A 25,017-nucleotide genomic window follows, 5' to 3' on the forward strand; every position below is an offset into this window, starting at 1 on the left:
TACTTAAAACAAAAATACTTATTTACAAGGTGTTGACAGCGCTTACATTTAGGTTATAATTCTTACTTGTGAACCAAAAAAGGAGAAAATAATATGACAAAAATGATCGCTGGACAAGCATTAGTCAAAGCTCTGGAAGAATGGGGCGTTGATCACGTCTACGGTATTCCAGGCGGATCTATTAATCATACGGTCGAAGGACTTTTTTTAGAAAAAGATAAGGTGAAATATATTCAAGTGCGTCATGAAGAAGTTGGTGCGATCGCCGCTTCAGCTGACGCAAAGTTTACAGGTAAGATCGGCGTTGCCTTCGGATCAGCCGGACCTGGTGCAACACATTTATTCAATGGTTTATATGATGCCAAAATGGATCATGTGCCAGTATTGGCTTTGGTTGGTCAGGTACCTCAGGCAACCATGAATACGAATTATTTCCAAGAGATGGATGAAGTACCGATGTTCAGTGATGTTGCCGTCTATAATCGGACGATTACGACTGCTGCACAAATTCCTTATGTGATCAATCAGGCGATTCGAGAAGCTTATCGTCAAAAGGGTGTCTCAGTCGTTGTTATACCGGAAAATTTGGCAAGTGAAGAAATTGATTACCAGCCAGTTAAAACGCCAAAGGTTGTTGCGAATAATTTTTCTCAGTCTGTCGATCCTAAGGCGGTCAACGATACATTGGCCTTGATCAAGGCGGCCAAACACCCGTTAGTATACGCTGGACGCGGGCTATTAGGTGCTCGTGATGTGTTGACAAAGTTTTCTGAACAATTTAATTTGCCGATTATGAATACGGTTCCGGCCACAGGTGTCATCAGCACCGACCATCCGAATTTTATTGGCACATTTGGCCGTTTGGGCAGCAAATCCGGCTTTGAAGCACTGCAGCACACTGATCTGATCTTATTTTTGGGGTCTGAATTTCCTTTTGCAGGTTTTTGGCCAAAAAATATCAAAATTATTCAAGTCAACAATAATCCTTTTGATATTGGCAAAACAGTCGATGTTGACTACGCCATTATTTCTGATGCTAAAAGTTATTTGCAGGCCCTGATCGATACAAAAGAGACGCTGCCGGCCGGTACTTGGCTGAAAGCAAACCAACAGAATAAGCACAATTGGAGCAGTTGGTTAAATGAACTAGCTAAGGATGATAGTGAAGGTCTGAATCCGGAATCTGTCACTGCTAAGATCACGGAAATCTCTGGTCCAAAGGATACTTTTGCTGTTGATACAGGAAATGTTTCTGAATGGGGTGTTCGCGGTTTACCAATGAATCATGAGCAGCGTTTTGCACTTTCTGGTTTGTTTGCCACGATGGGCTTCGGTTTGCCGGGTGGATTAGCTGGTGCTTTGAGCGTACCAGAGGGTCAGGCTTGGTCTCTTTCAGGGGATGGTGGTTTTTCCATGGTCGTACAAGATTTGATCACGGAAGTTCGTTATGGCCTGCCTGTGATCAATGTTGTCTTTACAAATAATCGTTTTGGTTTTATCTATCACGAACAAGTACAAACCAAACAGCATTTTTATGGTGTTGATCTGACCTCTGCTGATTGGGCAAAGGTTGGTGAGGGTCTTGGTGCTATCGCCTTTACAGCTAAAAGTATCGCTGATCTAAATGATGTATTCGCCAAGATCAAAGAACTGCAAGCTCAAGGCAACAAAAAGCCAATTGTGATCAATGCCATCATCAAAGAAGCCGATCCAATTCCAACTGATTTCATGCCATTTGATGCTAAACTTTATGGTCAGGACACTGTTGATGCTTTTACTAAACAATATAAAATCGATCCTAAAAAGCAGCCTTCCTTAGGAGAATTGCTCCGTGCTCAGGGCGATGAATTGTAAAAAACACTAAAAAAATAGTCTTGGTAAACTTCGTTGCAAGTTGCCGAGGCTATTTTTTTGACTCTGATTATTGGTAATCAGCAACTTTTGTGCCCATCCATTTTTTCGCGATTTTTTTGAGTGTACCATCTTTTTTGTATTTTTTAAGTTTTTGATTAATCGCGGCCTGCAGCTTTTTGTTCTTGCCCTTGGTAAAGGCTATTGAAAAAGTGTTTGGTGTGGATAAATTAAGTTCTTTATTGGTGAAAACATAATAGCTGTATCCTTTATGATCTTTTAATAAGGTCTCAGCCTTCGTTTGATCCATCATGGCCGCTTGGACACTACCATTCCATAAATCCTGCGCAACTAGTGTGCCTGTATCTAATGTGGTGACTTTAGCAGCTAATTTTTTAGCTTGGTCAGCATATTGCGTATTAAATACAGCGGCAACTTTCAAACCTTTGAGATCTTTGCCAGATTTGATTTTAATGTTATTTTTGTGAAGAACAGCCGTTTTAGCATTAAAGTAACTTTTTGAAAAATCAACACTCTTAGCACGTTCGGGAGTAGCGGTCATACCGGAAATAACCAGGCTTGCACGTCCAGATTGCAGATATCCGATCAGGCCGGTGAAATCAGTTTCCTTAATTTTATATTTGAAACCAAGATCTTTGGACAATTTTTTAAGCAGATCCATATCGAAACCAACGATTTTCGAATCACCATTTGAATCAACGGTCTTATTTTCAAAGGGTGGAAAATTTGGACTTGTTGCAACGCTAAATGTTTTTCCGGAAAAAGGTTTTTTAGCAGATGAAGAGACGGATAGCATTGTATTAAAAACCAGTAATAGCGTAAAAATGCTGGTTAATAATTTTATTAGTTGTTTCATTGAACAAGATTCCTTTCGAGTTTTCTAGAAAAATAGCTGAGTATCATAACTAAAATATAGTAAATAATTGCAATGACTAAAAAGGGTTCAAAGGCCAGATAAGTTTCTCCTTGTGCGATCATACCGGCACGCATGAGATCAAGCATACCGACAGTCGAAACGAGTGAGGTGTCTTTTAAGAGACTGATAGATTCATTGACCATTGATGGCAAAACGGCTTTCAAACCTTGTGGAATCACGATATTTATCATCGAACGCCAATAACCAAGTCCTAAAGATCTGGCAGCTTCATTTTGTCCACCATCAACCGCTTGAATACCGCCGCGGAGAATTTCTGAGATGTAGGCACCCGCATTGAGGGAAAGCGAAAGTAAGGCAGAAGGGAAAGCGTCAATATTGAACCCGATTACTTCCTTAGCACCAAAATAGATAAGAAATATTTGAACGAGCAAAGGCGTACCTCGAAAAATCGAAGTATAAAAACGAGCTAAGCAGCCCAATAAGGGTAGTTTTGCGATCTTGACCAAGGCTAGGATCAAGCCTAAAAAGATGCCGAATACCAATGCTAAAATAGTTAATTCTAATGTATTGAACAAACCATTGATGAAAATTTTCCGAAAAGGCCACATTTTTGAGAAGTTGAGTGCCGCCATTGCTAAAAACATTAATTAGATCTCTTCTTTTTGTTCAGAATGAATATGGTTGACTTGTTCATAGACTGTAGCGGGCAGGGTATAAAGTTTTAGAAAACCGACAGCTGCTTGTTCATCAAAGGAATTAGCTGACGTGTAGGTCGCTAGTTTTTCCGAATAGAGGGAATTGGTCTCGGACTTTCTAGCGACCGCAGTTGCAGAACCTTTATATAGCTTGATTTTAACGACACCATTAACGACTTTTTGCGTCTCGTCAATAAAAGTGTTCAAAGCATCAAATAAGGGTGAAATCCACATTGCATTGTAGATCAGGTTTGTGATCTGTTGTTCAATGATCGGCTTAAAATGAGCAACGTCGTGTTCCAACGTGATATCTTCTAAATCTTTATGGGCAGTCATAATAACGGCTGCTGCAGGAGCTTCATAAATTTCACGAGACTTGATACCGATCAAACGGTTTTCAACATGATCAATTCTGCCAATACCGTTGGCGCCAGCTAATTGATTTAATGTGACGATCAAATCTGATAGCTTCATCTGTTCGCCATTAATTGCCGCTGGCAGACCATTTTTAAATGTCAGATCAACGAAAACTGCCTGGTCAGGTGCTTGTTCAGCTGGAACAGTTAAGGCATAGGCATCTGCTGGTGCTTGATTCCATGGATTTTCCAAAATACCGGCTTCATTAGAGCGGCCCCAAAGATTTTCATCGATGGAATAGGGAGAATCGAAGTTGATCGGGACCGGCACGTTATGAGTATGGGCATATTCAATTTCTTCTTCACGCGACCATTGAAAATCACGAATTGGCGCCTCGATCTTCATTTCTGGATCAAACGCGTGAATGGCAGCTTCAAAACGAACTTGGTCATTGCCTTTACCGGTCGAACCATGTGCGATCGCAACAGCATTATTTTCGTGGGCGATTTTGACTAGTTTAGTAATGATCAAAGGCCGTGACAGAGCTGATAAAAGCGGATATTCACCTTCATATAAGGCATTAGATTTGATGACTTTGCTAACGTAGTTATCGGCAAATTCGTCTTTAGCATCGATCACAATTGATTGTACAGCGCCGATTTTTAAAGCTTTTTGCTGAATAGCCGACATTTGTTTGCCATGCTGGCCGACATCAAGCGACACAGCGATGACATCGTATCCTTTATCACCAAGCCAGGGGATGGCTACAGAAGTATCTAAACCGCCTGAATAAGCTAAAACAATTTTCTTTGACATAATAGTCTCCTTAAAATAAATGAATCATTTTTTGTATTTGTTGATCTGGCAGCTGAATCTTTAGCCGCTGCTGATGCCAATGCAATGATACTTGTGTTTATGTTTGTGAATGGACATGATTTTCTCTTTTCGCGTATTTCTAAATTAGAATTGAGTCGATCGTCGTCGCAGACCACATAAGATGCTAGCAAACAAGCTGGTCATAGCATCTCCTTTTTGATGCCTTTAGTCATTGACTTTTCAACATTCAAATATGAGTAAACGTGGTCGTCAATAATTGAGCTAAAGCTTTGCAGCTGCTCAATTGTCAAATCTTCAAGCCTTTCGTTGTGTTCTTCGGCAAAAAGAACTGCCTGACCCACTACGGCATGAGCATCTCTGAAAGCAAGACCTTTTTTGACTAAATAATCAGCTAGATCAGTCGCATTGAGAAAACCATTTTTAACAGCTTCTTCTAGTTTTGTCTGATTAACTTTCAAACTGGCAATGATTTTTGTCATGATCAGCAGCATTTTTTCAATGTGATCAAAAGCCGGCAAAAAGGTTTCTTTATCCAACTGCATATCCTTGTTGTACGCTAAAGGCAGTCCCTTCATGATGATAAGCATTTGATTTAATTCACCGATTAGTAGTGCAGCATTACCACGAATTAATTCAGCTGAATCAGCGTTTTTCTTTTGCGGCATCATTGAGGATCCTGTTGAAAAAGCATCGTCGAATGTCACGTAATGAAATTCTTGACTAGCAAAAATAATTAATTCTTCAGACAAGCGCGAAAGGTGCATGCCCATAATTGAAAAATCCGAAAGCACCTCAATAATGTAATCACGATCAGAAACGCCATCGATGAAATTTTCTACTGGTTTTTTAAAATCGAGCAGTTCAGTTGTCAACTGTCGATCAATGTTATGTGTTGTGCCTGCCAGTGCACCGCAGCCAAGGGGATTTTCATCCATAATATCGATCGCATTCAGTAGCCGTTTTTTATCCCGCAGCAGCATCTGGGCGTAAGCATCTAAATAATATTTAAAGGTGACTGCCTGCGCTTTTTGCAGGTGTGTGTAACCTGGCATGATATAAGGATTTTGTTGACCTTTTGTAGCAAAGGTCGTTACGAGTTGATCGATTTGATCTAAAATGCCTTGCAAACGATTTTTGAAATACATTTTTGTGTCAACTGCAACTTGATCATTTCTGGACCTAGCCGTGTGTAATTTTTTCCCAGCCTCGCCGATTTTTTTTGTCAAAACTGATTCGACAAAACTGTGAATATCTTCATAGCCGTTATCCGGAATGACGATTTTGCCTTGCTTGATATCGCTCAGAATTTCTTTGAGACCTTTTACGATTGCGTCAGCATCAGCCTGATCAATGATCGCTTGTTGGCCGAGCATCGTCGCATGCGCAATTGAACCTGTGATGTCTTCTTGGTACATTAACTTGCCAGCTGGCAAAGAATTGTCGAAGGCCTGCATATCAGCATCTTCGGCTTTTTGGAAACGTCCGCCCCATAATTTCATTTATCTATTCTCCTAATTTTGTGTACAAAAAAACAACTATTTAACACTGAAAAAATGCGTCAAAAAGTTGTTTTATCGTCGGGCGATATTAGTGTGAATAGATGAACTTGTGAGGATTTGGCTCTTCATATTTCTAACTTGATATTAACAATACATGATTTTTAAAAAAAAGCAAGAACTTTCTTTAATTTTATATTTTATACAATTCGTCTGCGTGTTCAGCTAGCAAAATATGTGTTTTGGCCTGTTTGTTAATCGCTTTTGAAACAGTTTTGACCAGCCGGCCTTTTTCAATGACCCAAGCTGCGATCTTGGCGTTCTGACTGCCAGCAGTCAGAATACGGATGCCATGCGTACCAAAATAAAAATATTTAATTTGTCCTAGAACAACCATTTTTTTAAACTGGCTAAAGCTGATAGCCGGATCAGTACCATTATAACCACCTATCGCCATGACAGCTCTTTTCGATTGAATGATGAAGGGAGCAGCTGTTGATGAGTCAGTTGTTGCAAACATAAATCGGCTTGAATGATTATCAGCTATCGGACTTTGTAAATAAGTCAGCAGTTTTGTATTTTGATTGGGTACAATGCGACCATTTTTTAGTTTGCCGAGCCCAAGAGGAATGCCTGTATCTTTATCATCGAGGTATTGATCGATGATTTTGCCAACCGATGTTGTCAAAAGCAGTTTTGGATTTGCCGATGGAAAAGCAGCTGAAGAAGCACCAAACGTAGCTACTAAGCACCATAGAAGAGGCAAAAAACAGCTGGTTAACAAAAGATAATGAATTCGCTTGATGCTAAATAGGCAATAGGCAAATACAAGCAGGCTGATAATCAGCATAGCAATAGATAAATGCGTCTCATAATACCAACAGTAATAAATCTGCAAAAACACCGTGTCCAAAAAAACGAAGACCAAGATGATTTTGGGCCAGCGTTTTTTAGTTACGAAACATTGACTGATGCCAATACTGGCAAGAGCGGCAATTGCTGGTGCTAGAAGAATTGTGTAATAAGGATGGAAGAATCCGGCAATACTGAAAAATCCAGCAGCTGGGATTAACCAACCCGCCCATAAAATTGTTTCAATTTGTTGGTCAGTAAAGTGCCAGAATTGGCTTTTTGGTTTTTTCTTGTTAAAAAGACCAACAGCCAAACCAAATAGGGCCAATGGCAAAAACCAGCTGATCTGTGTCCCCAGTGATAGACCGAATAGGCGAAACAAACCCGGATTGCCAATATTGCTTGGTCTGCCAAGATTTTCAAGAATTTTTTTCGGACTAACAGTTAGTTCTAATGGTCCAATATTTTCTTGATTAAAAAGACTATTTTTCATGCCTTGATGTGTGCTTGAAGTGCCGGATGACTGGCCCAATAATCGTTGAACACCATTGTAACCGAAAGCTAAATTTAAAAGCGAATCATTTTGGGATGAACCGACATAGGGGCGCTGCGTCTTAGGAGTATTATCCACAATGATAGGATAGCTAAAGGAAAAAATTCCGAGTCCGGCTAAAGCAACGAAAGCCCCGAGTATCAGTCGCGATTTTTTGACTTGTTTGCTAGCTAGAAAATAATAGATAAACATGGTTGGCAAAATCATGAATGCTTCAAGCATTTTGATATTAAAAGCGATACCAATAAGGGCAAAAGAAATAAAAATATCGCTTAATTTATGACTGATAACAGCTTTTTGCAAGACATCGATAGCGAGCAGCATGCAAAAAATCATCATTGCGTCTAAATTATTGGTTCGTGTGTCAGCGACAACAATTGGTGTAACAGTCATGAATAGTGCGGCAATTCTGCCTGCGAAAGGACCAAATTTAAAACGGATCATGTTATAAAGCAGCAAAACGCTGCCAAGACTTGCTAACAGATTCGGCAAAGCCAGCGACCAGCCGTGAATACCGAATATTTTGGTGGAAATAGCAATCAGCCATAGTGCAATTGGTGGCTTGTCTACCGTGATGAAATTAGCCGGATCAAAAGAACCGTACCAAAAAGCTTTCCAGTTCTCCAGCATCGACGTTGTGGCAGCTGTATAAAAAGTATTGGCATTACCGATACTGTTTATGCGCCAAGCGTATAAAAAGAGGGCTATCGCTAAAATGACTAACAGCCATGGATCAATTTTCTTTAGTTTATTCACCATTAACTATTTGCCCGTTCATTCATAAAAGCTATTCTAATGACTTTTGCCGGCCAAATCGTGAGTCTTTGATGATAGCAAACTTGCAAATTCTCATAATTTCGATCAAAAGTTAACAGCCGCCATGTTGGGGGAACACGCGATTCTGATAAATTATCATTAAATTATCATAAAAAACACGACGATCACGATGCTGATCACTCATATGATTGAGTCTGTTGATGGTTCGTTCGTTGAATGATCAATCAATTTCAAAAGAGGTGAAAAAAATCGATCAGGATACCATTTTGAATAAAGTACCTGCCGTGACGGTGATGTTTTGGATCACAAAAATTGTTTCAACGGCCATGGGCGAGTCGATGTCGGATTTTTTGAGCCGAACTTTCAATCCTTATGTCACTGTCATTCTTACTGGAATTATCACTTTTTTTGCTATTATTTACCAAATCAGACGGCGACGATATCATATTTTCTTTTATTGGATAGCGGTTGCAATGGTCGCGATTTTTGGCACAATGCTAGCCGACAGTATTCATATTGTTTTGCGAATTCCGTATGCTATTTCCGCTACTGCTTTTCTGCTGCTGCTAGGCTTTAATTTCTATTTTTGGTATCGTAGTGAAAAAACACTATCAGTCCACGAAATCACAAATCGAAAACGTGAAATATTTTACTGGTTTTCAATTTTGTTTACCTTTGGTCTTGGGACTGCTTTAGGCGACTATACAGCCTATGTTTTGAGATGGGGAACTTTGATTTCGACTTTTGTCTTTTTGGCAGTGTTTATTGTTTTGATGATTTGGCGAATGTTTGCGAAAAATCTGGAAGTGCTTACTTTTTGGCTGGCTTATGTGCTAACGAGACCGTTGGGCGCATCATTTGCTGATTGGAGCAGTTATCGTCTTTTGGATCAGGATCCGACGATCGTTGCCATATTTTTGCTCGTGATCTTCATATGTTTGCTAATTTTTATGGCTACTAAAAGAACAATTAATGTAAACAAACAAAACTTTTAATGAAAGGTGCTACACCTATGTTTCTTCTTTTCTTCTCGAATTTATTAAATGTGAATAAATTGCTGCCTGATCTGATGGGCAGTCACGGGATATTGGTTTATGGTTTATTATTTTTAATTATTTTTATTGAAACAGGCCTAGTTTTTGTTCCTTTTTTACCAGGCGATTCCATTTTATTCGTCTGCGGTAGTCTGGCTGCTATTGACGGAGGACTCAATTTATTGGCTATTATTTGCGGTTTTATTATTGCTGCAGTTCTCGGTGATTGGCTTAATTTCGAGTTAGGCCAGCATTTTGGCAGTCAGCTGAAACGCTTTATTAAGCCGAAGCATATGCAGGCTTCAGAGCATTTTTACAGTAAGTACGGTAAAATAGCTATATTCCTTGGTCGTTTTGTACCAATAGTTAGAACAATCGTGCCTTTTACAGCCGGTATGAGCAGGATGCCTTATAGAAGTTTTTTTAAATACAACATTATTGGTGCGATTGCGTGGATCTGCCTCATGACGATTACAGGCTTCTACTTTGGTAATTTAGCAATCGTCAAAAATAATTTCGAACTTGTTTCGATCGGTATTGTGATTTTGTCGCTTATGCCGATTCTTGTTATTAGTCTGCGCCATCGTTTGTCGCCAGTAGTAAAGGACGATCAGCTATGATGGTTAAGCAGTTGAACAAATTAGATAAAACAGCTTTATTTGCTGGTTTTGGTATTTTCTTGATTTTGGCAATCTCTGTCTTGGCGCAAAGCAGTTGGTTGATTTATTCTGACAATAGTGTCATGAATGTGATTAGTCTGTACCAAGATAAAATGGATATTCAAATTGCTGAGTGGATCAGTTTTTTCGGCAGTCCTACCGTTGCCACTGTTCTGTCGATTTTAATTATTCTATTTGCTATTTGGTATCAGCAGAAGTACGTCGAAGCTATTTGGTCAGTGGCATTTCTAGCCACGACTAGTCTAGTGGGCGTTTTGCTGAAATTATTGTTTGCTAGACCAAGACCATTGGATAAACTGGTGCCAGCATCGGGGTTCTCTTTTCCTTCAGGCCATGTATTGGCGACGATGATTTTAATCATTTTGTTCTGGCATTTTATGCTGCCGTATGTAAAAAAAGGCTTTTGGCAAAGGACAGCGGAATTTTTGTTGATTTTTTGGGTTTTGCTTGTGGCACTTAGCAGAGTTTACCTGCACGTTCATTTTCCAAGCGATACAATTGCGAGTGTTTGTCTTGCATTGGGTATGGCGGCTTTTACAAAATTAGGACTAGAACCAATTCGATCAGAGCGAAATTATAAGCATTTTTTTAGATCATGATAAGCAAAAGGGAGAAATTGATGGACAAATTAGTTGTTGTAATACCAGCATATTTTGAAGAAGAAATTCTAGATTCGACCATTTCCACTTTGACCGACATCTATGAGGAACTACTGAAGGACAAAAAAATAAGCCAGGATTCAACCATGCTATTTGTGAATGATGGTTCTACGGACCAGACTTGGTCGATTATTGAAAACAGCCGCAAAGGTAATCCTTTTGTTACAGGCATTAATCTTAGCCGCAATACAGGCCACCAAAACGCACTATGGGCCGGAATGACTGTTGCGAGTCAAGATGCAGATATGATCGTGACGATTGATGCTGATTTGCAGGATGATCCCAGGGCAATCATTGAAATGGTTGATGATTATCATGCTGGTTACGATGTGGTTTATGGTGTACGCAATAATCGTGATAGCGATACAGCTTTTAAACGTGATACGGCTGGACTGTTTTATAAATTTATGAACAAAATCGGCGTTAAAACGATTCCGAATCATGCCGATTTTCGTTTACTAAGCAACCGCGCTGTCAAAAATTTGCTTGCATTTCCAGAACGCAATCTTTTTTTACGCGGCATGGTTCCTTTAGTTGGTTTTCCCAGCACAAAAGTGTTTTATGCGCGTCGCGTTAGAAAAGCCGGCAAATCAAAGTATCCACTGCGAAAAATGCTGTTGTTTGCTTGGGATGGCATTACTTCTTTTAGCGAGGTCCCAATCAGAGCCATTATGGTATTGGGATTGACGATGGTTGTATTTTCTGCGATTTATGTGCTGTACGCTTTGATCCGCTGGCTGACCGGTTATACGACGACTGGCTGGACATCCATCATGATCTCAATCTGGCTGCTTGGCGGTATTGAATTAATTGTCGTTGGTATTGTTGGTGAGTATATCGGCAAAATATTCAAGGAGGTAAAACGCCGTCCGCGTTTTATCATCCAAGAGGACTTATATACAAAAGCAAATCCAGTTCCTAGATCTAAAAAAATGGACAAATCGACTCATGCATAAAAAATTCAATTTTGTTTTTTCCTTTAAACAATTGTTGATTCTTATTTTAATGTTTTCACTGATCATTGGTATTTGCGGTAATATTGCTTATCCATTTGAGAATAGTGGTTTCTTGATTCTGGTTCCTTTAGTCCTGATCGGACCATTTTTAGTGATTCGGTTATATCGTTATTTGAGACGGCTGCCGCAGAGGCTGTTAAAACGCATTTTCTGGATATTCTTTGGATTGATCATTCTTGTTCAGATCTATATTTTTTCAGCAATGCCCGCAACTGTTTATCACGATCCATTTCGTGTCATTCAGCAGGCCGAACAATTTAGTACGGGTGATATCGATTGGACCAGCAACTATTTCTGGCGTTATCCGAATAATATCCCGTTAACGATTTTGATCGGAAATTGGTTTAAATTCATGAATTTGCTTGGTCTAACGCCGAATACTGCGATCCACGTTCTCAGTATGGTGACAACTGACAGCTTGATTCTATTATTATCGATCATTGCGCGAAAAATTAGTCAGAATTGGGCATTAGTCGTCATCGGACAACTTTTTTTCCTATTCAGTTCCTACGCTTACACCTATAATTTGCAGGTTTTTTATTCGGATGTGCCAATTTATTTAGCGGTTGCCGGTACATTGCTGATTTTATTGAAATGGCAGAAATCGGATTTTAAAAACAAGCGGAACAGATACTTAAGCCTGTGCTTGCTATTCGGCGAAGTTTTATTAGCCGAGGTTATTAAACCGAATTTTTTGATCATTGCCATTGCTGCCTTTTTAACTTTAGTTTTGCTTCTGATCACCAAACAACATGACATGCGCCAAATTTGGCCGCCGTTTTTAACAATTATTTGTGCGATCATCCTGTCTTTTCCGGCTACGAAGATTCTTGATAATTCGATTAATTTTAAAAACAATTTGCGCTATGAACTGCCCGTGACGCACTGGATCTATATGGGCTTGAATACATCTAACGGTGGTTCATATAGTGGTCCGGATACTCAAGCGGCCAGCGCACTTCCTAATTTGAAAGCCCGTGAAAAGGCCGATTTAAAAGGAATCAGCAGGCGTTTGAAAACTGCTGGTCTATCTGGTCTGATCAAGTTATGGGTGACAAAAGTTGGTGTTCTGCTGAACGTTGCGAATTATAATCGTTCCTACACTGGCGGCTACGTTAAATCACCGGTTTGGTTTCAAAGCTGGCAGACGTGGTGGTCTAATATTGCCTCTTTAGTTTTGCGGCTTGCTTTTGTCACAATTTATGCACTAGCCTTGATTAGTCTTTACCGACTTTTTAAAGAGAGGAATGTTACGCCGCTGATCATGTTTTCACTATTGACCATTGTTGGCTACTTGGCTTTTCATACTTTCTTTTGGGAAGCTGAAGATCGCTATGGCCAGGCGATTATTCCGGCGATTTTCCTAATTATTGATCAGGCATTTGCGACGAATGATCTAGCGTTAAAAAAAACTGAAAATCAAACCGGTCGTGCCGATCTTAGCTTCTACTGCCGCAGTATTCATGATTGCTGGGTATTTAAAAGTTAATAGCCAATTGATCAGCCAGCAGGGAATCGTGACCATTGCTCAGCGAAGCCAGTTGTCAAGCCAATACGGGCCGAAAACAACTTGGCTGCCGCCGCATCGTTCGGTGACGCAAAATGTCACAATTGACGCAACGAATGATTATTTCTCGATGCTAAAAGTGAACAAAAGTAAAGCAACTGCGACATTGACTAATCGCAGTAGTGAAAAAAAATTCAATATTACGGCCGGACATACATCTTATAAGATTTTAAATCAGTTAAAACCTGGCCAGTATCAAATCAAAGTGACCAATCCGACGAATCATAGACAAAAAATATGGCTTGTGAAAACACATGCCTATCAATTGGGACAAGACTCAGCGACAACGCCGAGCCCCACCTGGGGTAAACGTTCTTTTGTTTATTTATTCTCTCAAAACCGTGTTTATTACGATCAATCGAGTTCCGACATTGTTAAAGTTAGGAAATAGTTTTTGAAGGATTCTTATGACCAAACCAATTATTTTAATAATTGAAGATGAAGCTGCCATTGTTGCTTATTTGCAAACGGAACTGAAATTTGAAGATTATATCGTCCTTACAGCTAGTGATGGTGACATGGGACTTTCAGTTTTCGAACAAAACGCAACAAAAATTAGTGTTGTTTTGCTAGATTGGATGCTGCCAAAGCGTAATGGCCTTGAAGTGTTGCGACGAATTCGAAAATTAAATGGTCAGGTTCCTGTGATTTTAATGACGGCTAAAAATGATGTTGGCGATAAAGTTGCAGCACTAGATGCCGGTGCTGATGACTATATTACTAAGCCTTTTGAAATTGAGGAATTGCTGGCGCGTTTGCGAGTTTCCATTCGCAGGCAAAGCAAGGATAGCCCGAGAAAATATCAGCTTGCTGATTTGTCTTTGGATCTAGACACGCATCGCGTTATACGAGCTGGCCAAATAATCGATTTAACGCAACGAGAATTTCAGCTTTTGACTTATATGATGCAAAATTCTGGCAAGATACTTAATCGAGATGATCTGCTTGATAATGTTTGGGGTTTAGATTTTGACGGGCAGTACAATACGGCAGACGTTTATATTCGCTATTTGCGGCAAAAAATCGATGATCATTTCTCGCCGAAACTCATTCACACAGTCCGGAGTGTCGGATATGTTTTAAGGACAGATTGATGACTAAATTAAAAGCTATTTTTCATCATTTTTCTTTAATTTTGAAACCTTTGAAGCATAGCAGCGCCGCTATTATGGCACATTCGTATTTCTTTCTACTGGTTATAACAACCTTGGCGATGGGTATTTCTGTACCGCTTGTACTTGGTTATCAGTTGATCGTGAACCAAGACCAAAATGCGAATCAGTATTTGGCAAGTTTACAGAAAACTAATATTGATTCAGCGCATGATTGGCAAGTTTGGAGTAAGAACAATGTTTTTGATAATGAAGTTATTTTTATCAAAGCTATAACGCACAGGGGCCATGTTTTTTATTCCGAAAATGCCAGCCGTGTTGCCAATCAAAAGCATCGACCGTTATTATTTTCAAACAATTATTTGCTAGATACGAAATCATGGTTTAATTTTGATAGCTATCATCTTTATTACACTAAGACTGTTAGTCAGTATGGCAATCATTTTACAGTTTGGATCAACTTGTATAAAGTCGTGGATATTATCAAAATCACGCTTTACACGATACTGACTGTTATTTGTTTAACGCTCATTTTTGGTATTTGGCGTGTTTGGCAGTTGTCGCAGCGTTTGGTTGCTCCTTTGGCTGATCTAAGTTCAGCGACAGAAAAAGTGAGCTTAAAAATTGAGCAAAGCAACCAAGGAATCAAAGACCGTTTGCCGGAACCTACAACGCCAATTGAAGTTAATGAATTAGCAAAATCTTTTAATCAGCTGCTTGATGTCATTGGTGAAAAAGAAGATCGAGAGAAGCAGTTTGTTTCGGATGCTTCGCACGAGCTTAAAACACCAATAGCAGCTATTAACGGACATTTGAAATTGATCAAACGTCGTGGACAGGCACATCCTGAAATTATTGCAGACTCATTAGCTTATATTTCTCAGGAGACACAAAGAATGCAGCGTTTGGTTCAAAACCTGTTGGATTTATCACATGCAGAACGTGATGAAATCAAAATCACACAGGTTAACTTAGGCAGTATGCTGTCTGAAATAGCTGCTAATATGGCTTTTCCGCAAGAAATAAAAATGACAACACCAGGTATTTTTATTGTTTCGGCTGATTTTGATCAACTACGAGAAATTATTTTAGCCTTGATCGAAAATGCCAGCAAATATAGCTCTGAAAACAAAAAAATACTTCTATCATTAAAAAAATCGACGAAAAATACCATTTTGGAGATTAAAGATTTTGGTATTGGTATTCCCAAAGATGCTCAAAAACATATTTTTGAACGCTTTTACAGGGTTGATGAGTCTCGCAGCAGTAAAATTCCCGGATCGGGTTTAGGCTTGTCAATCGTTAAGGAATTGGCAGATCATCAGCATATTCAGATAAAAGTCTTCGAAAATCATCCGCAGGGAAGTATTTTTCAGTTAATTTTTCCAAACGAACCTTGATAAAAAATGAACTCAGATAATTTAATTTTAAATTTAACTTGAGTTTATAAATAATTTATGTGAAGGACTTTTAATACAGATATGGTCAAAAAAATAGCAGCTCTTTTAATCAGTTTTGCAGTCGTTATTGCAGTTTTTATCGATGGTTACTTGTTATTTTTCAAGAAAAATACGGCGGCCAGCCTGATAAATGCATCAACAAGTACGACGGCTGCCAGCAGCCAGCCGAGTAGCGCCAGTTCACAAAGTTCGAGTTACACAAACGGCAGTTATACAGGCAATTCAGTTAGTATGCGTTGGGGCAATGTGCAAGTTAAGATTACGATCACTGGCGGCAAGATCACAAAAGTACAAACGATCGATTACCCACAAGATAATAATCACGATCAGCAGGTTAATTCCATGGCTTTACCGACTTACGAATCTGAGTCAGTCAAAAATAATTCTTCAAATATTCAGGCTGTGAGTGGTGCTACGGAAACTTGGAAAGCCTTTAAAAGTTCGCTTCAAAGCGCACTAAATCAAGCAAAGGTGTGAGTGCAAATGCATATATATACGAAAAAAATTGATAAATATTCGCTGCTTACTTTTGAGATCAAACAAATGAATCTTCCTTTTACAGGACAAGTCGTTGTTGCACATGATGATGAATTGACGCGATCACTGCTTTTAAAAAAGGCCTTAGCAATTGAAAAATGGCTGATGGACGTCGATCAGCGTTTTTCGCCATTTCGCTCGGATTCAGAATTGAGTCTATATAATGCCGGCAAACTTGATTTCGAACAAACAAGTCCTATTTTTAAACAAATTTTTGCATTGACCGTTTTTGCAGAAGAACAAACACAAGGCCTTTTTTCTGCGAATTATCGTGGTCAGTATGATCCTACAGGCCTTGTAAAGGGGTGGGCGATTGAAAAAGCGCAGCAGATACAATTAAAGCCTCTATTATCTGATCCTAATTTCATAGCCATTAATCTTAATGGCGGTGGTGATATGCAATTTGCGACGCGTTTAGATTCTGATTGGAATTGGTCGATCGGCATTAGCGATCCTTTTGATAATGAGAAAATTCTCAGTAAAATCGTGATGAAAAATGCGGCAATTGCAACTTCCGGTACTAGTCAGCGAGGTGATCATTTGATCGATCCTGCAAGTGGACAGGCCGTTTTAAAACAAAAAAATAGCATTATTAGCACTAGCGTTCTCTGCCCCAGCTTGACTTTAGCTGATATCTGGGCGACTGCAATTGCTATTCCTGCTATTAATGATCATGATTGGCTCGATCATATTCCGGGATCGGGACTGCGTATTAGTTATAGCAAAACAGCCGAACGCTGGCTTGATCACAAACTCGTCGATCAAAAGGAGTTGCGTTATGCTTAAAAGCCATCGATATTTATTAGGTCTTTTTTGGATGCTGGCCATTTTTATATTTCCATTGCCGCTTATTCAAGCACTAGCTAACGGTTTGACTGGACCGGCCATCTCGAATCTTGGTATTCAATTAGGCACGATTGCTTATGCTTGGATGCTATTGATTATTTTCATTTCCACAAAACCAAAATGGTTAGATCGCATTATTGGCTTGCCATCTATGTATTTTCTGCATGGTGGATTAGCGATTATTATGATCGTATTTGCCTATGTTCATAAACTTATGACTTCTTCAAATGGTTTGATCAAGCTCACTGGTGATATAGGTCTGTGGATTTTAATCGGAACGGCAGTTTATTCGATTTTCTTTTTAAGCGGCTGGCTGACTGACCGAATTCATTGGTTGAAGATTTGGATCAGATTTTTTGAAAAACATATTTTTAAACATGAAGTTAGTGTTTGGCTGCATCGGCTTAATATATTAGCAACTTTATTTGTTTTTATTCATGTACTGCTGATTGATTATATTATGCAAATTAAAGGGTTTGCAATTCTCTTTTATGCCTACTCGTTGATAGTGTTTGCTTTATATGCCTACTTTCTGATCTCGAAGACTTGGCGTTTCAATCGGGCAAAAGTTATTGATATCAGACCTTTATCCGCGAACATGACGCAAGTAACTTTAAGGTTTAGTCATACGAGAGCCGAAAAGCTAAAAAAATATCAGGCAGGTGACTACTTGTTTATTGATTTCCCTAACATTGAGGGCATGAAGGAAATGCATCCTTTTTCTTTTGTTGATTTTGATTATGAGAAAAGGCAAGTCGTTTTAGCCATTCGTGCCGATGGTGATTTTTCTCATAAAATTGCCAAGATCACCATTGGTGAATCAGCACGGATCGACGGTCCTTTCGGCACATTAAATAATCAAATTTTGAATCAAGATGACAAACAGCAAGCATTGATTTTATTGGCAGGAGGTACCGGTGTTGTTCCGCTAATTAGTTTAGCTTTGGCCTACGCGTCAAAAAGGGAAATATACTTTATTTGGACAGTATCTAGCGAAGATGATCTCGTTTATCGCAAACTGCTGCTGCAATTGGCTGATCAATGGCCGAATTTTTACTATTTTGAATCGATTCATCGTTTGAATTTAGAAAAAATTTCAGCTATTTTACCAGAAACAATCATTGATCAGGCTTACTTTTTAATGTCTGGTTCCAATAAAATGATGATCGGCTATCGTTCCTTATTAGCGAAATTTGGTGTGAAGGCTAAAAATATTTATTATGAGAAATTTAGTTTTTAGTTAATTGCATAAAAAAACGATCCAGCCAAATTGGTTGGATCGCTAATATTGTGATTGTTTTTAACTAATGACGCTGCCGTTGCCTTTGTTGGCATCGAAATAGAACCACTGTTTTGATTGAGGATTATAGGCGGAACCGTTTTTTAACTGAATTCCGTTTTTATCAAAATATTGTACTTGACCATTGATAGTTTGAAAGCCTGTCTGCTTTTGACCATTTTCATCGGCGTGATACCAGTCGGTACCATTATTCGTGAAATAATCATTTTCAACGATTTTACCGCTAGTTCCATTAAAATAGTAACTTATGCCTGTCTTTGGATCCGTAGCAAAGTTATTTTTGACTTGCGTGAAATCATGATTAAAGAAATTAAGCTTGCCATTAATCAGAGTTAAGCCTTGAACAGCTTCGCCGTTTTCATTGAGATAGACCCAATTACCATTATCTTCACGGGCGAATTGATCGACCTGCATTTGACCGCTAATTTTATCAAAGTACTGCAAATGACCGTTAATCGTTTGAAAACCTGTGACGATGTGTCCTTGATCATCTGCATAATACCAATGATTAGGATTACCGCTATAGCTGTTATTTTCTGAATTGGGAATATCAGCGTAAGGGGAGGACGAGCTGTAGATGAAATCATTTTTGACTAGGTCACCAGTAGTCCCATTAAAATAAAGTCGCTGACCGTTTTCATCAGTGTAGAAAATATCCTTATTTTGTTGACCATCGTTATCAAAATAAAGTTGGCGACCATCAATTGTTTGTAATCCTTTGACGGCGATACCATCGTTAGCGAGGTAGGCCCATTCGCCAGAAGGCAATTGCTTAAATTCGTTTGTGACCATGTTGCCATTGCCGCTTTCGAAATAACGCAGATTGCCATCGTTATCTTTGATAAAGGCATTTTTTACTTGAATACCGCTCGTTTTAAAGAATTGAGTATGCCCGTCAATCACCGCTAATTGATTTGACAGCATGATGCCATTTTCATCAAAACGATAACTATTATTGTTTTGATCTGTAATATAAGTGTTTGTCGCGCGACGACCTTTATCATTGTAATAATAGGTATTACCGTCAGCATCTTGTAAAAAGACATTTTGCAGTTCGACACCATTCGGCAAAAAGAAGTAAACATGATTGTTGATCGTTTGCTGTCCTGTAACCATATGACCACTGTTATCAAAGTAGTAGTAGTTGCCGTTATCATCTTGAATGAAACTATTTTTTGCCTCATAGCCGCTGGTTGAATAGTAGGTCATGCCTTGATCATCTTTAATAAAACCAGTTTCAGAAATTTGATTCGTTAATTGTTTTGGCAGAAAATCCTCATCTTGATCATTGGAAGTGACTCTAAAATATTGATCGTTATTGTCTCTGAGCACGTAATAAGCACCGCGTCCTTGGATGTTTGAGCCGTTAAAGTATTTAGCTGACCATTCGGTTATTTTTTGGCTGGGATCGATTGCTAGCCCGGTTGACAGCTGTTTGTCCGTAAACAAATCAGGATACAGATTTTGTAAAGTCCCCAAAAAAGCACCGCCAAACTGTTCTTGATACTTGCCGCCACCCTTGGTCTGGGATACATACAGATCGTTTTGCATATCCGAATCATCATCTTCTTGACCATATGAATTAGTCCGGTCAACGGTGACAACTTGTGCATCTTGCAGATTATAGATTTGATCAGGGACCCAGTCTGCAATCGCTTGTAGACCATCAGCATGCAGCGCTTTTATAGCATCTCTCAAATCGTCGACTGTACCGTACTTTGTGGGTGTATCAAAACCAAGATCGTAGCGGTCCGTGAAGGCATATCCGTTTTGAATGATTGAATCCAAAAAACTTTGATCAGTACTTGAACGATACTGTGGTGCTAATTGAAAACTAGTAATTCCCCAATCTTTGAAAGTATCAGCATTTTTTGCGATCACAACGTTTGTGTATTCATCATGCGTTGTTGGCGTAGCTTGAAAATTAGAGAAACCTTCATAAATCACTTGAGAATCTAAAGCAGCGTTTGAATGTAGTACTTTGCCATCTGTTGATGCTTCGTCGTCAGCTTGTGTTCTGGCGTCTTGATCAGAGCTAGCACCAACTGGTACCCAAACGGCTAGGTATCCAGAAACTTGTGAATTTTGAACGCCAAATATATCACTCGCATTAAAAATAAGATCGCCATTAGCATCCGTGTATTTCACTGGTGCACCATCATCCGACTGATAACTTATTAAGCCGTTCAAAGTTGTTAAGAGTGCTGCCCGGAAAGCCTGGTTTTTATGAGCAGCACCCATATGAAGAACCACTTGATCATTTGTCGTCAACTTTAAAGAAGCATTGTTACTGACGATAACGCCAATCCCTTGGGTCCTTGTGGCTGAACTGCCAGAATCTTCAGCTGTCAGGGCATCCTGGCCATAGCGAACGCTGGTTAGGATATCATGATTATCAACGGCCATGCTTTGACCACCGGCAACGTATTTGATTCGTGATTTAAGCAGATTATCAATAGCATCGAAATAAGGTGATTGAGTAGCCATATATTGGCCGTTGTCTGTGTAAAGATCACCATAATAAACACGTGGAACGGTATCTTTGTTCGTTAATAGCATTGCATAAGCACTCGGTATATTGTACTGGGTATACTTTTTATCCGCTGACTGCATGTCGGCATTATAGACTTTAAAAGCGGCATCCATTTCTTCTTGGGTCGGGATCAAACCACTGCCAGAATTTGGATATAGATCCGAAATGATTTGGGCAATCACTGTTTGGACCTCACTGTCATGGGCACGAACAAAAGAGTAGTTCGGTGTCGCTGTGTCTTCAGTACTGTCGCTGGCACGATTGACCAGATAATAGTCCATAAATCGCTGCATCGTACCACGAATATCACTGGATTTGGTTAAGGACCAGATTAGCTGAGTATGCAGATAATCATCCATTGTTAACTGATTGCTGCCATTATCAGTCACATAGGTCGGATCGTTATGGCTCCAATCTTCAAGAATTGATAGGTGCTGATCAGCTGTGGCATCATTTTTGTCGACACCATAAGCATCTTTAAAATAGTCGGCCGCGATTTGCAGCAGATCTGCGTCTACGTTATCAACGGCATCAATTCGGATACCATCAAAATTTGCGTCAGCATCATTGTTTGTAATTGAACCAAAATTCATTAAATAGTAAAGCCAATTTAATTGTTCGGCCTGAACAACTGGATTAGAATTATCTACGTCGTTTGCGAGTAAGAGTTCAAAACCCCCTAAAGAATTGTCTGTTGTATATTCAGGAGTTCCAGTTTGGTTTGTTGGCGTTCTGTTCAATAAGCGAAAATTAGAATCGGCGTCTGGTGTTAAGGGGCTATTGATATAAGTAAGCGCACCCCCTTGAAGATGATCTGTATTTGGATCTTCACTGCTGGAATTCCAAGCCGGCTGCTGATCGACGAAAGTCTGCATGATCGTTTTTAACCAATCAGTTGATTTTTCTAAACTAATCTTTTTTTCAATTTCACTTTGAACTGCTTGAGCTGATTGATTAAGAAAGGTCTGATCATCAGTCGTTTTAAAATCGTCTATTTTGCTAATAAAGCCCTGGTTCTTCATATAATTCAGATAGTTTACCTGTGTTTGCTTATCAGGCCACCAACTGGTTAAAATGGGGCGAAAATCAGTGACTGTTGAAGGTCGCCAAGTCTGACCGTTATCCAGAATATCTTTAGGCCGGTACCAAGCAGCAGCTGTCAGATACCCATCAACATTCGTAAAACTATCGATCGTCGTTGTGTTAGCAGCATTATGCTGTGTAAAATCGTCATTTTGAACAGTCAGACCTTCTTTGATATCTGACACAGTTGCTGAAGTTGAAGCACCGGTTATTTTGTCAAAATAAAGAACTTGATTATTGAAAACGGCTGAAAAACCTTTGCGTTGATGTCCATCTTGATCAAAATAGTAAGTTAGATTATCGATAACTTTCAGACCTGTCACCATTTGACCATTTTCGTCAAAGTAATAGTTGTTGCCTTGGTCATCTTTGGCATAAACGTTTTTGCTTTCTCGACCATCATTGTCAAAATCAATTAAATGCCCATTGACTGTTTGCAAGCCCGTGACGGCATTTCCGGAATTTAAATCGAAATAATAAGTTTGTTCTTCAACAGTCACTAATTGACCCTTGACTTGACTACCGTCAGCAGCAAAATACTGTGTTTGACCGTCTATTTTCTGCAGACCGGTCACGATTTGACCGCTGGTGTCTAAGTAATACCAGTGACCATTTTTTTCCACATAATGTCCGACTGAATCGACTGTTTCAGATTGCTGATTACTGGTATCTGCTGAATTAGTTGTTTGAACGCCATCATTTGTTTGCAGATCAGTTGAAACTGTTTTCGCTGTGGCAGCTGTTTGTTTTTCAGTGTCAGAAGAATCATTTCCAGTTATCGCAGTACCAGCAGAAGCTTTATCTGTACTGACACTTGTATTTGGTCCATTAGTGTTTGTATCCGCCTGAGCTGATTGAATGTTCAAACTCAAAATTGCAGCTGATGACAAACAAGCTACGACCCAAATTTTTCCTTTTTTGTACATTTTTTTACGAAATAATGTTTCTGTTTTCCTCATGCTAAAAAAATCCCATCCCTATTCAATTTTTTGGTTAAAATAAATTAGCCAAATATCCTCAATTGGATTCGAACCAATTCTATGCATCCCATTTTTGATGCAGGAAATTTTAGTGAAAAAAATAGTCAAATAATATCTCTAAACTCTTGAAATTGTGTCATTCAGTTGTCATACAATGTCATGATGATCATTGCTATAAGTGGAAAAATAAGATGACAGATCGGTTTTGACAGAAAGGGTAGTGTCTATTAGAAAAGCAGTTAGCTGAAAGTATGATAAGCGTTTATCAATTTTTTGCGATCTCTGACCCGGTTTTCTCAAATAACTTTACCCTAGCAGCAAAGTTATTGAAACTAATTCTGAAAACTTTCAGAAGAGGTGTTTTTTTGTTTTTTTACGTCTGATATTGGTGTTGTAAGCGTCTGCAAGAGTATTTTTCTCATTGTAGCAATAGCTCTCAAATGGTAAGTTACGGATAGGATTGCCTGATATTGGATCATTGCGGCTTGAGAATTCGGGTTTTCACTGCCTGAATATTCGCTATCACTTGTTTTCGATACCTGATTGAACATATTAACAAAACGATCATAAGCTTCTTGGGCACTATCTTGTTCCATCTCGATCTGAAAACCGTTTTTGATTGTGTCAAGTGAGAAAACACTTTTTAATAGCGATACAACAATAGCGCCTGCCAAATGAATTTTTAGATACCTTTTGTTCCGCGGTCTCACGATTACTTCTGCTTTTGTATAATTGTGCATCATTGTTCGTGTTAAATGTTCACCAGTAATTGGATAAACATAATTATTAGCAAGATCCAATAATTGATCTAAATAGATTTCAAAAGTTGGTAACTCATCCCAGAGTGGCAGCTTATTCTCTTTATCCATTTTAAATAACCTCTTTTGCGATATGCACTGCTACACCAATCAATCCGGGACCTGTGTGAACACCCAGAGCTGGAGAAATATTACCAGTATAAATCTGCTGATGAGGATACAGTTTTTTTAACTGTTCGCAAGTTGATTTTAGCAATTCTTTATTATCGCCTTCAGCAACAGCCAAGCGGACATACTTGTGTCCATCAACCGTCTTAGCGACCAGCGCTAGTAATTTTTCGATAGCTTTTTTCTCCCCGCGAGCCTTGGCGATCGAGTAGTAAATGCCTTGTTCGTTGCAAGAAATAATTGGTTTTATATTTAATGCTGAACCGAGAATATTAGCGACCTTGCCAATACGACCACCGGCAGCCAAATATTTTAATGTTGGGATATAGAAGAAAATCTTGCTGCTTGAAACCGAAGCATTTACTAAATTAACAATTGTCTTGAAAGGTAATTTTTGTTGAATTAGGTCATCAGCATAAACGGCAAATAAGCCACTGCCAATACCAATATTTTTTGTATTAATTACTTTGACATCGATATTTTTTTCATCAACAGCAAGGGAACTGACTTGGCTGAAAGTCGCTGACAGACCACTCGAAATACAAATAGCGATCACATGCGTAAAACCTTCTTTTTTTAATTCTTCAAATTTTTCAATGATATCACCACTTTGAGGGCTGGATGTCGTTGGAATCGTTGAACTATGTTTCATACGATCGTAAAATTCATCCGGCGTGATATCTACGCGATCACGCAGAACCTCACCATCCCAATGCAATTGCATCGGCATTGTTTTCACGTATTCTTTATCTTGCAAATATTGCGGCGCGTCCGAACATGAATCGATTAAAATGGCAATTTTTTCGGTCATTTGAAACCTCTTTGAATTATATTTGTTCCTTGTAGTATTGAACACTATATAATATAGTTTATAAAACTACATAAAGCAAGTGGCCGAATTTCGTCTTTTTTCCAATGAAAATATAGCAGAAAAATTAAAAATCACTTTTATAATATGCGATAATTTA

Annotated in this window: 20 protein-coding genes; 12 read left to right on the forward strand and 8 right to left on the reverse strand. The window is 39.0% G+C overall.

The genetic code is table 11. The features are described from left to right. Positions 1 to 93 precede the first annotated feature (93 nt). Entirely contained in the window at positions 94 to 1,854 is a 1,761-nt protein-coding gene (locus DLJ48_RS07400; protein ID WP_128686836.1) for a thiamine pyrophosphate-binding protein, read from the forward strand. 67 nt (positions 1,855 to 1,921) lie between these two features. Here DLJ48_RS07400 and DLJ48_RS07405 read toward each other — a convergent pair whose 3' ends face one another. From DLJ48_RS07405 to DLJ48_RS07425, 5 genes are all read right to left on the reverse strand, one after another. Next, the gene (locus tag DLJ48_RS07405; RefSeq protein WP_128686837.1) at positions 1,922 to 2,728 is read right to left on the reverse strand and encodes a transporter substrate-binding domain-containing protein; all 807 of its coding nucleotides are present in this window, start codon (positions 2,726 to 2,728) and stop codon (positions 1,922 to 1,924) included. Continuing rightward, a complete protein-coding gene (locus tag DLJ48_RS07410; RefSeq protein WP_128686838.1) occupies positions 2,725 to 3,393 on the reverse strand; it encodes an amino acid ABC transporter permease in 669 nt (222 codons plus the stop codon). The genes DLJ48_RS07405 and DLJ48_RS07410 overlap by 4 nt, the downstream gene beginning before the upstream one ends. Before the next feature lie 3 nt (positions 3,394 to 3,396). Next, the gene (locus tag DLJ48_RS07415) at positions 3,397 to 4,617 is read right to left on the reverse strand and encodes an argininosuccinate synthase (protein WP_128686839.1); all 1,221 of its coding nucleotides are present in this window, start codon (positions 4,615 to 4,617) and stop codon (positions 3,397 to 3,399) included. A 200-nt stretch (positions 4,618 to 4,817) separates the two neighbouring features. After that, positions 4,818 to 6,137 carry an argininosuccinate lyase gene (argH, locus tag DLJ48_RS07420; RefSeq protein ID WP_128686840.1) on the reverse strand — a complete coding sequence of 440 codons (1,320 nt, stop codon included), beginning with the start codon at positions 6,135 to 6,137 and terminating at the stop codon, positions 4,818 to 4,820. Between the two features lie 190 nt (positions 6,138 to 6,327). Further along, on the reverse strand, positions 6,328 to 8,298 hold the full coding sequence (locus tag DLJ48_RS07425) for an ArnT family glycosyltransferase (protein WP_128686841.1): 1,971 nt from the start codon (positions 8,296 to 8,298) through the stop codon (positions 6,328 to 6,330). Between the two features lie 218 nt (positions 8,299 to 8,516). On the opposite strand from DLJ48_RS07425, the gene DLJ48_RS07430 reads away from it, so the two are divergent. The 11 genes from DLJ48_RS07430 (at position 8,517) to DLJ48_RS07475 (ending at position 18,467) form a co-directional block, all read left to right on the forward strand. After that, positions 8,517 to 9,311: a COG4705 family protein gene (locus DLJ48_RS07430; protein ID WP_243148558.1), complete on the forward strand. Its 795-nt coding sequence runs from the start codon at positions 8,517 to 8,519 to the stop codon at positions 9,309 to 9,311. Positions 9,312 to 9,328: 17 nt separating this feature from the next. Next, on the forward strand, positions 9,329 to 9,970 hold the full coding sequence (locus DLJ48_RS07435; RefSeq protein WP_243148560.1) for a VTT domain-containing protein: 642 nt from the start codon (positions 9,329 to 9,331) through the stop codon (positions 9,968 to 9,970). Next, on the forward strand, positions 9,967 to 10,629 hold the full coding sequence (locus tag DLJ48_RS07440) for a phosphatase PAP2 family protein (RefSeq protein ID WP_128686842.1): 663 nt from the start codon (positions 9,967 to 9,969) through the stop codon (positions 10,627 to 10,629). Before DLJ48_RS07435 ends, DLJ48_RS07440 begins: the two co-directional genes overlap by 4 nt. A gap of 20 nt (positions 10,630 to 10,649) precedes the next feature. Next, the gene (locus DLJ48_RS07445; protein WP_128686843.1) at positions 10,650 to 11,645 is read left to right on the forward strand and encodes a glycosyltransferase family 2 protein; all 996 of its coding nucleotides are present in this window, start codon (positions 10,650 to 10,652) and stop codon (positions 11,643 to 11,645) included. Continuing rightward, a complete protein-coding gene (locus tag DLJ48_RS07450) occupies positions 11,638 to 13,194 on the forward strand; it encodes a glycosyltransferase family protein (RefSeq protein WP_243148561.1) in 1,557 nt (518 codons plus the stop codon). Before DLJ48_RS07445 ends, DLJ48_RS07450 begins: the two co-directional genes overlap by 8 nt. Further along, a complete protein-coding gene (locus DLJ48_RS08605) occupies positions 13,169 to 13,663 on the forward strand; it encodes a hypothetical protein (RefSeq protein WP_243148563.1) in 495 nt (164 codons plus the stop codon). Before DLJ48_RS07450 ends, DLJ48_RS08605 begins: the two co-directional genes overlap by 26 nt. 16 nt (positions 13,664 to 13,679) lie before the next feature. Next, positions 13,680 to 14,366 carry a response regulator transcription factor gene (locus DLJ48_RS07455; RefSeq protein WP_128686844.1) on the forward strand — a complete coding sequence of 229 codons (687 nt, stop codon included), beginning with the start codon at positions 13,680 to 13,682 and terminating at the stop codon, positions 14,364 to 14,366. Next, entirely contained in the window at positions 14,366 to 15,784 is a 1,419-nt protein-coding gene (locus DLJ48_RS07460; RefSeq protein WP_128686845.1) for a sensor histidine kinase, read from the forward strand. The genes DLJ48_RS07455 and DLJ48_RS07460 overlap by 1 nt, the downstream gene beginning before the upstream one ends. 126 nt (positions 15,785 to 15,910) lie before the next feature. Beyond that, entirely contained in the window at positions 15,911 to 16,321 is a 411-nt protein-coding gene (locus DLJ48_RS07465; RefSeq protein ID WP_128687118.1) for an FMN-binding protein, read from the forward strand. 6 nt (positions 16,322 to 16,327) lie between these two features. After that, the gene (locus DLJ48_RS07470; protein ID WP_128686846.1) at positions 16,328 to 17,167 is read left to right on the forward strand and encodes an FAD:protein FMN transferase; all 840 of its coding nucleotides are present in this window, start codon (positions 16,328 to 16,330) and stop codon (positions 17,165 to 17,167) included. After that, the gene (locus DLJ48_RS07475; RefSeq protein ID WP_128686847.1) at positions 17,160 to 18,467 is read left to right on the forward strand and encodes an FAD-binding oxidoreductase; all 1,308 of its coding nucleotides are present in this window, start codon (positions 17,160 to 17,162) and stop codon (positions 18,465 to 18,467) included. The genes DLJ48_RS07470 and DLJ48_RS07475 overlap by 8 nt, the downstream gene beginning before the upstream one ends. Positions 18,468 to 18,527: 60 nt before the next feature. On the opposite strand, the gene DLJ48_RS07480 is transcribed toward DLJ48_RS07475, so the two are convergent. The 3 genes from DLJ48_RS07480 to DLJ48_RS07490 all read right to left on the reverse strand — a co-directional run bounded on the left by DLJ48_RS07480 (position 18,528) and on the right by DLJ48_RS07490 (position 24,860). Continuing rightward, positions 18,528 to 23,102: a glycoside hydrolase family 70 protein gene (locus DLJ48_RS07480; RefSeq protein WP_128686848.1), complete on the reverse strand. Its 4,575-nt coding sequence runs from the start codon at positions 23,100 to 23,102 to the stop codon at positions 18,528 to 18,530. A gap of 353 nt (positions 23,103 to 23,455) precedes the next feature. After that, complete coding sequence (locus DLJ48_RS07485; RefSeq protein ID WP_128686849.1) at positions 23,456 to 23,992, reverse strand: DUF1836 domain-containing protein; 537 nt, start codon at positions 23,990 to 23,992, stop codon at positions 23,456 to 23,458. Between the two features lies 1 nt (position 23,993). Further along, positions 23,994 to 24,860: a DegV family protein gene (locus DLJ48_RS07490; RefSeq protein WP_128686850.1), complete on the reverse strand. Its 867-nt coding sequence runs from the start codon at positions 24,858 to 24,860 to the stop codon at positions 23,994 to 23,996. Between the last annotated feature and the right edge of the window lie 157 nt (positions 24,861 to 25,017).

The organism is Oenococcus sicerae, from assembly GCF_004102045.2.
Lineage (GTDB): Bacteria > Bacillota > Bacilli > Lactobacillales > Lactobacillaceae > Oenococcus > Oenococcus sicerae.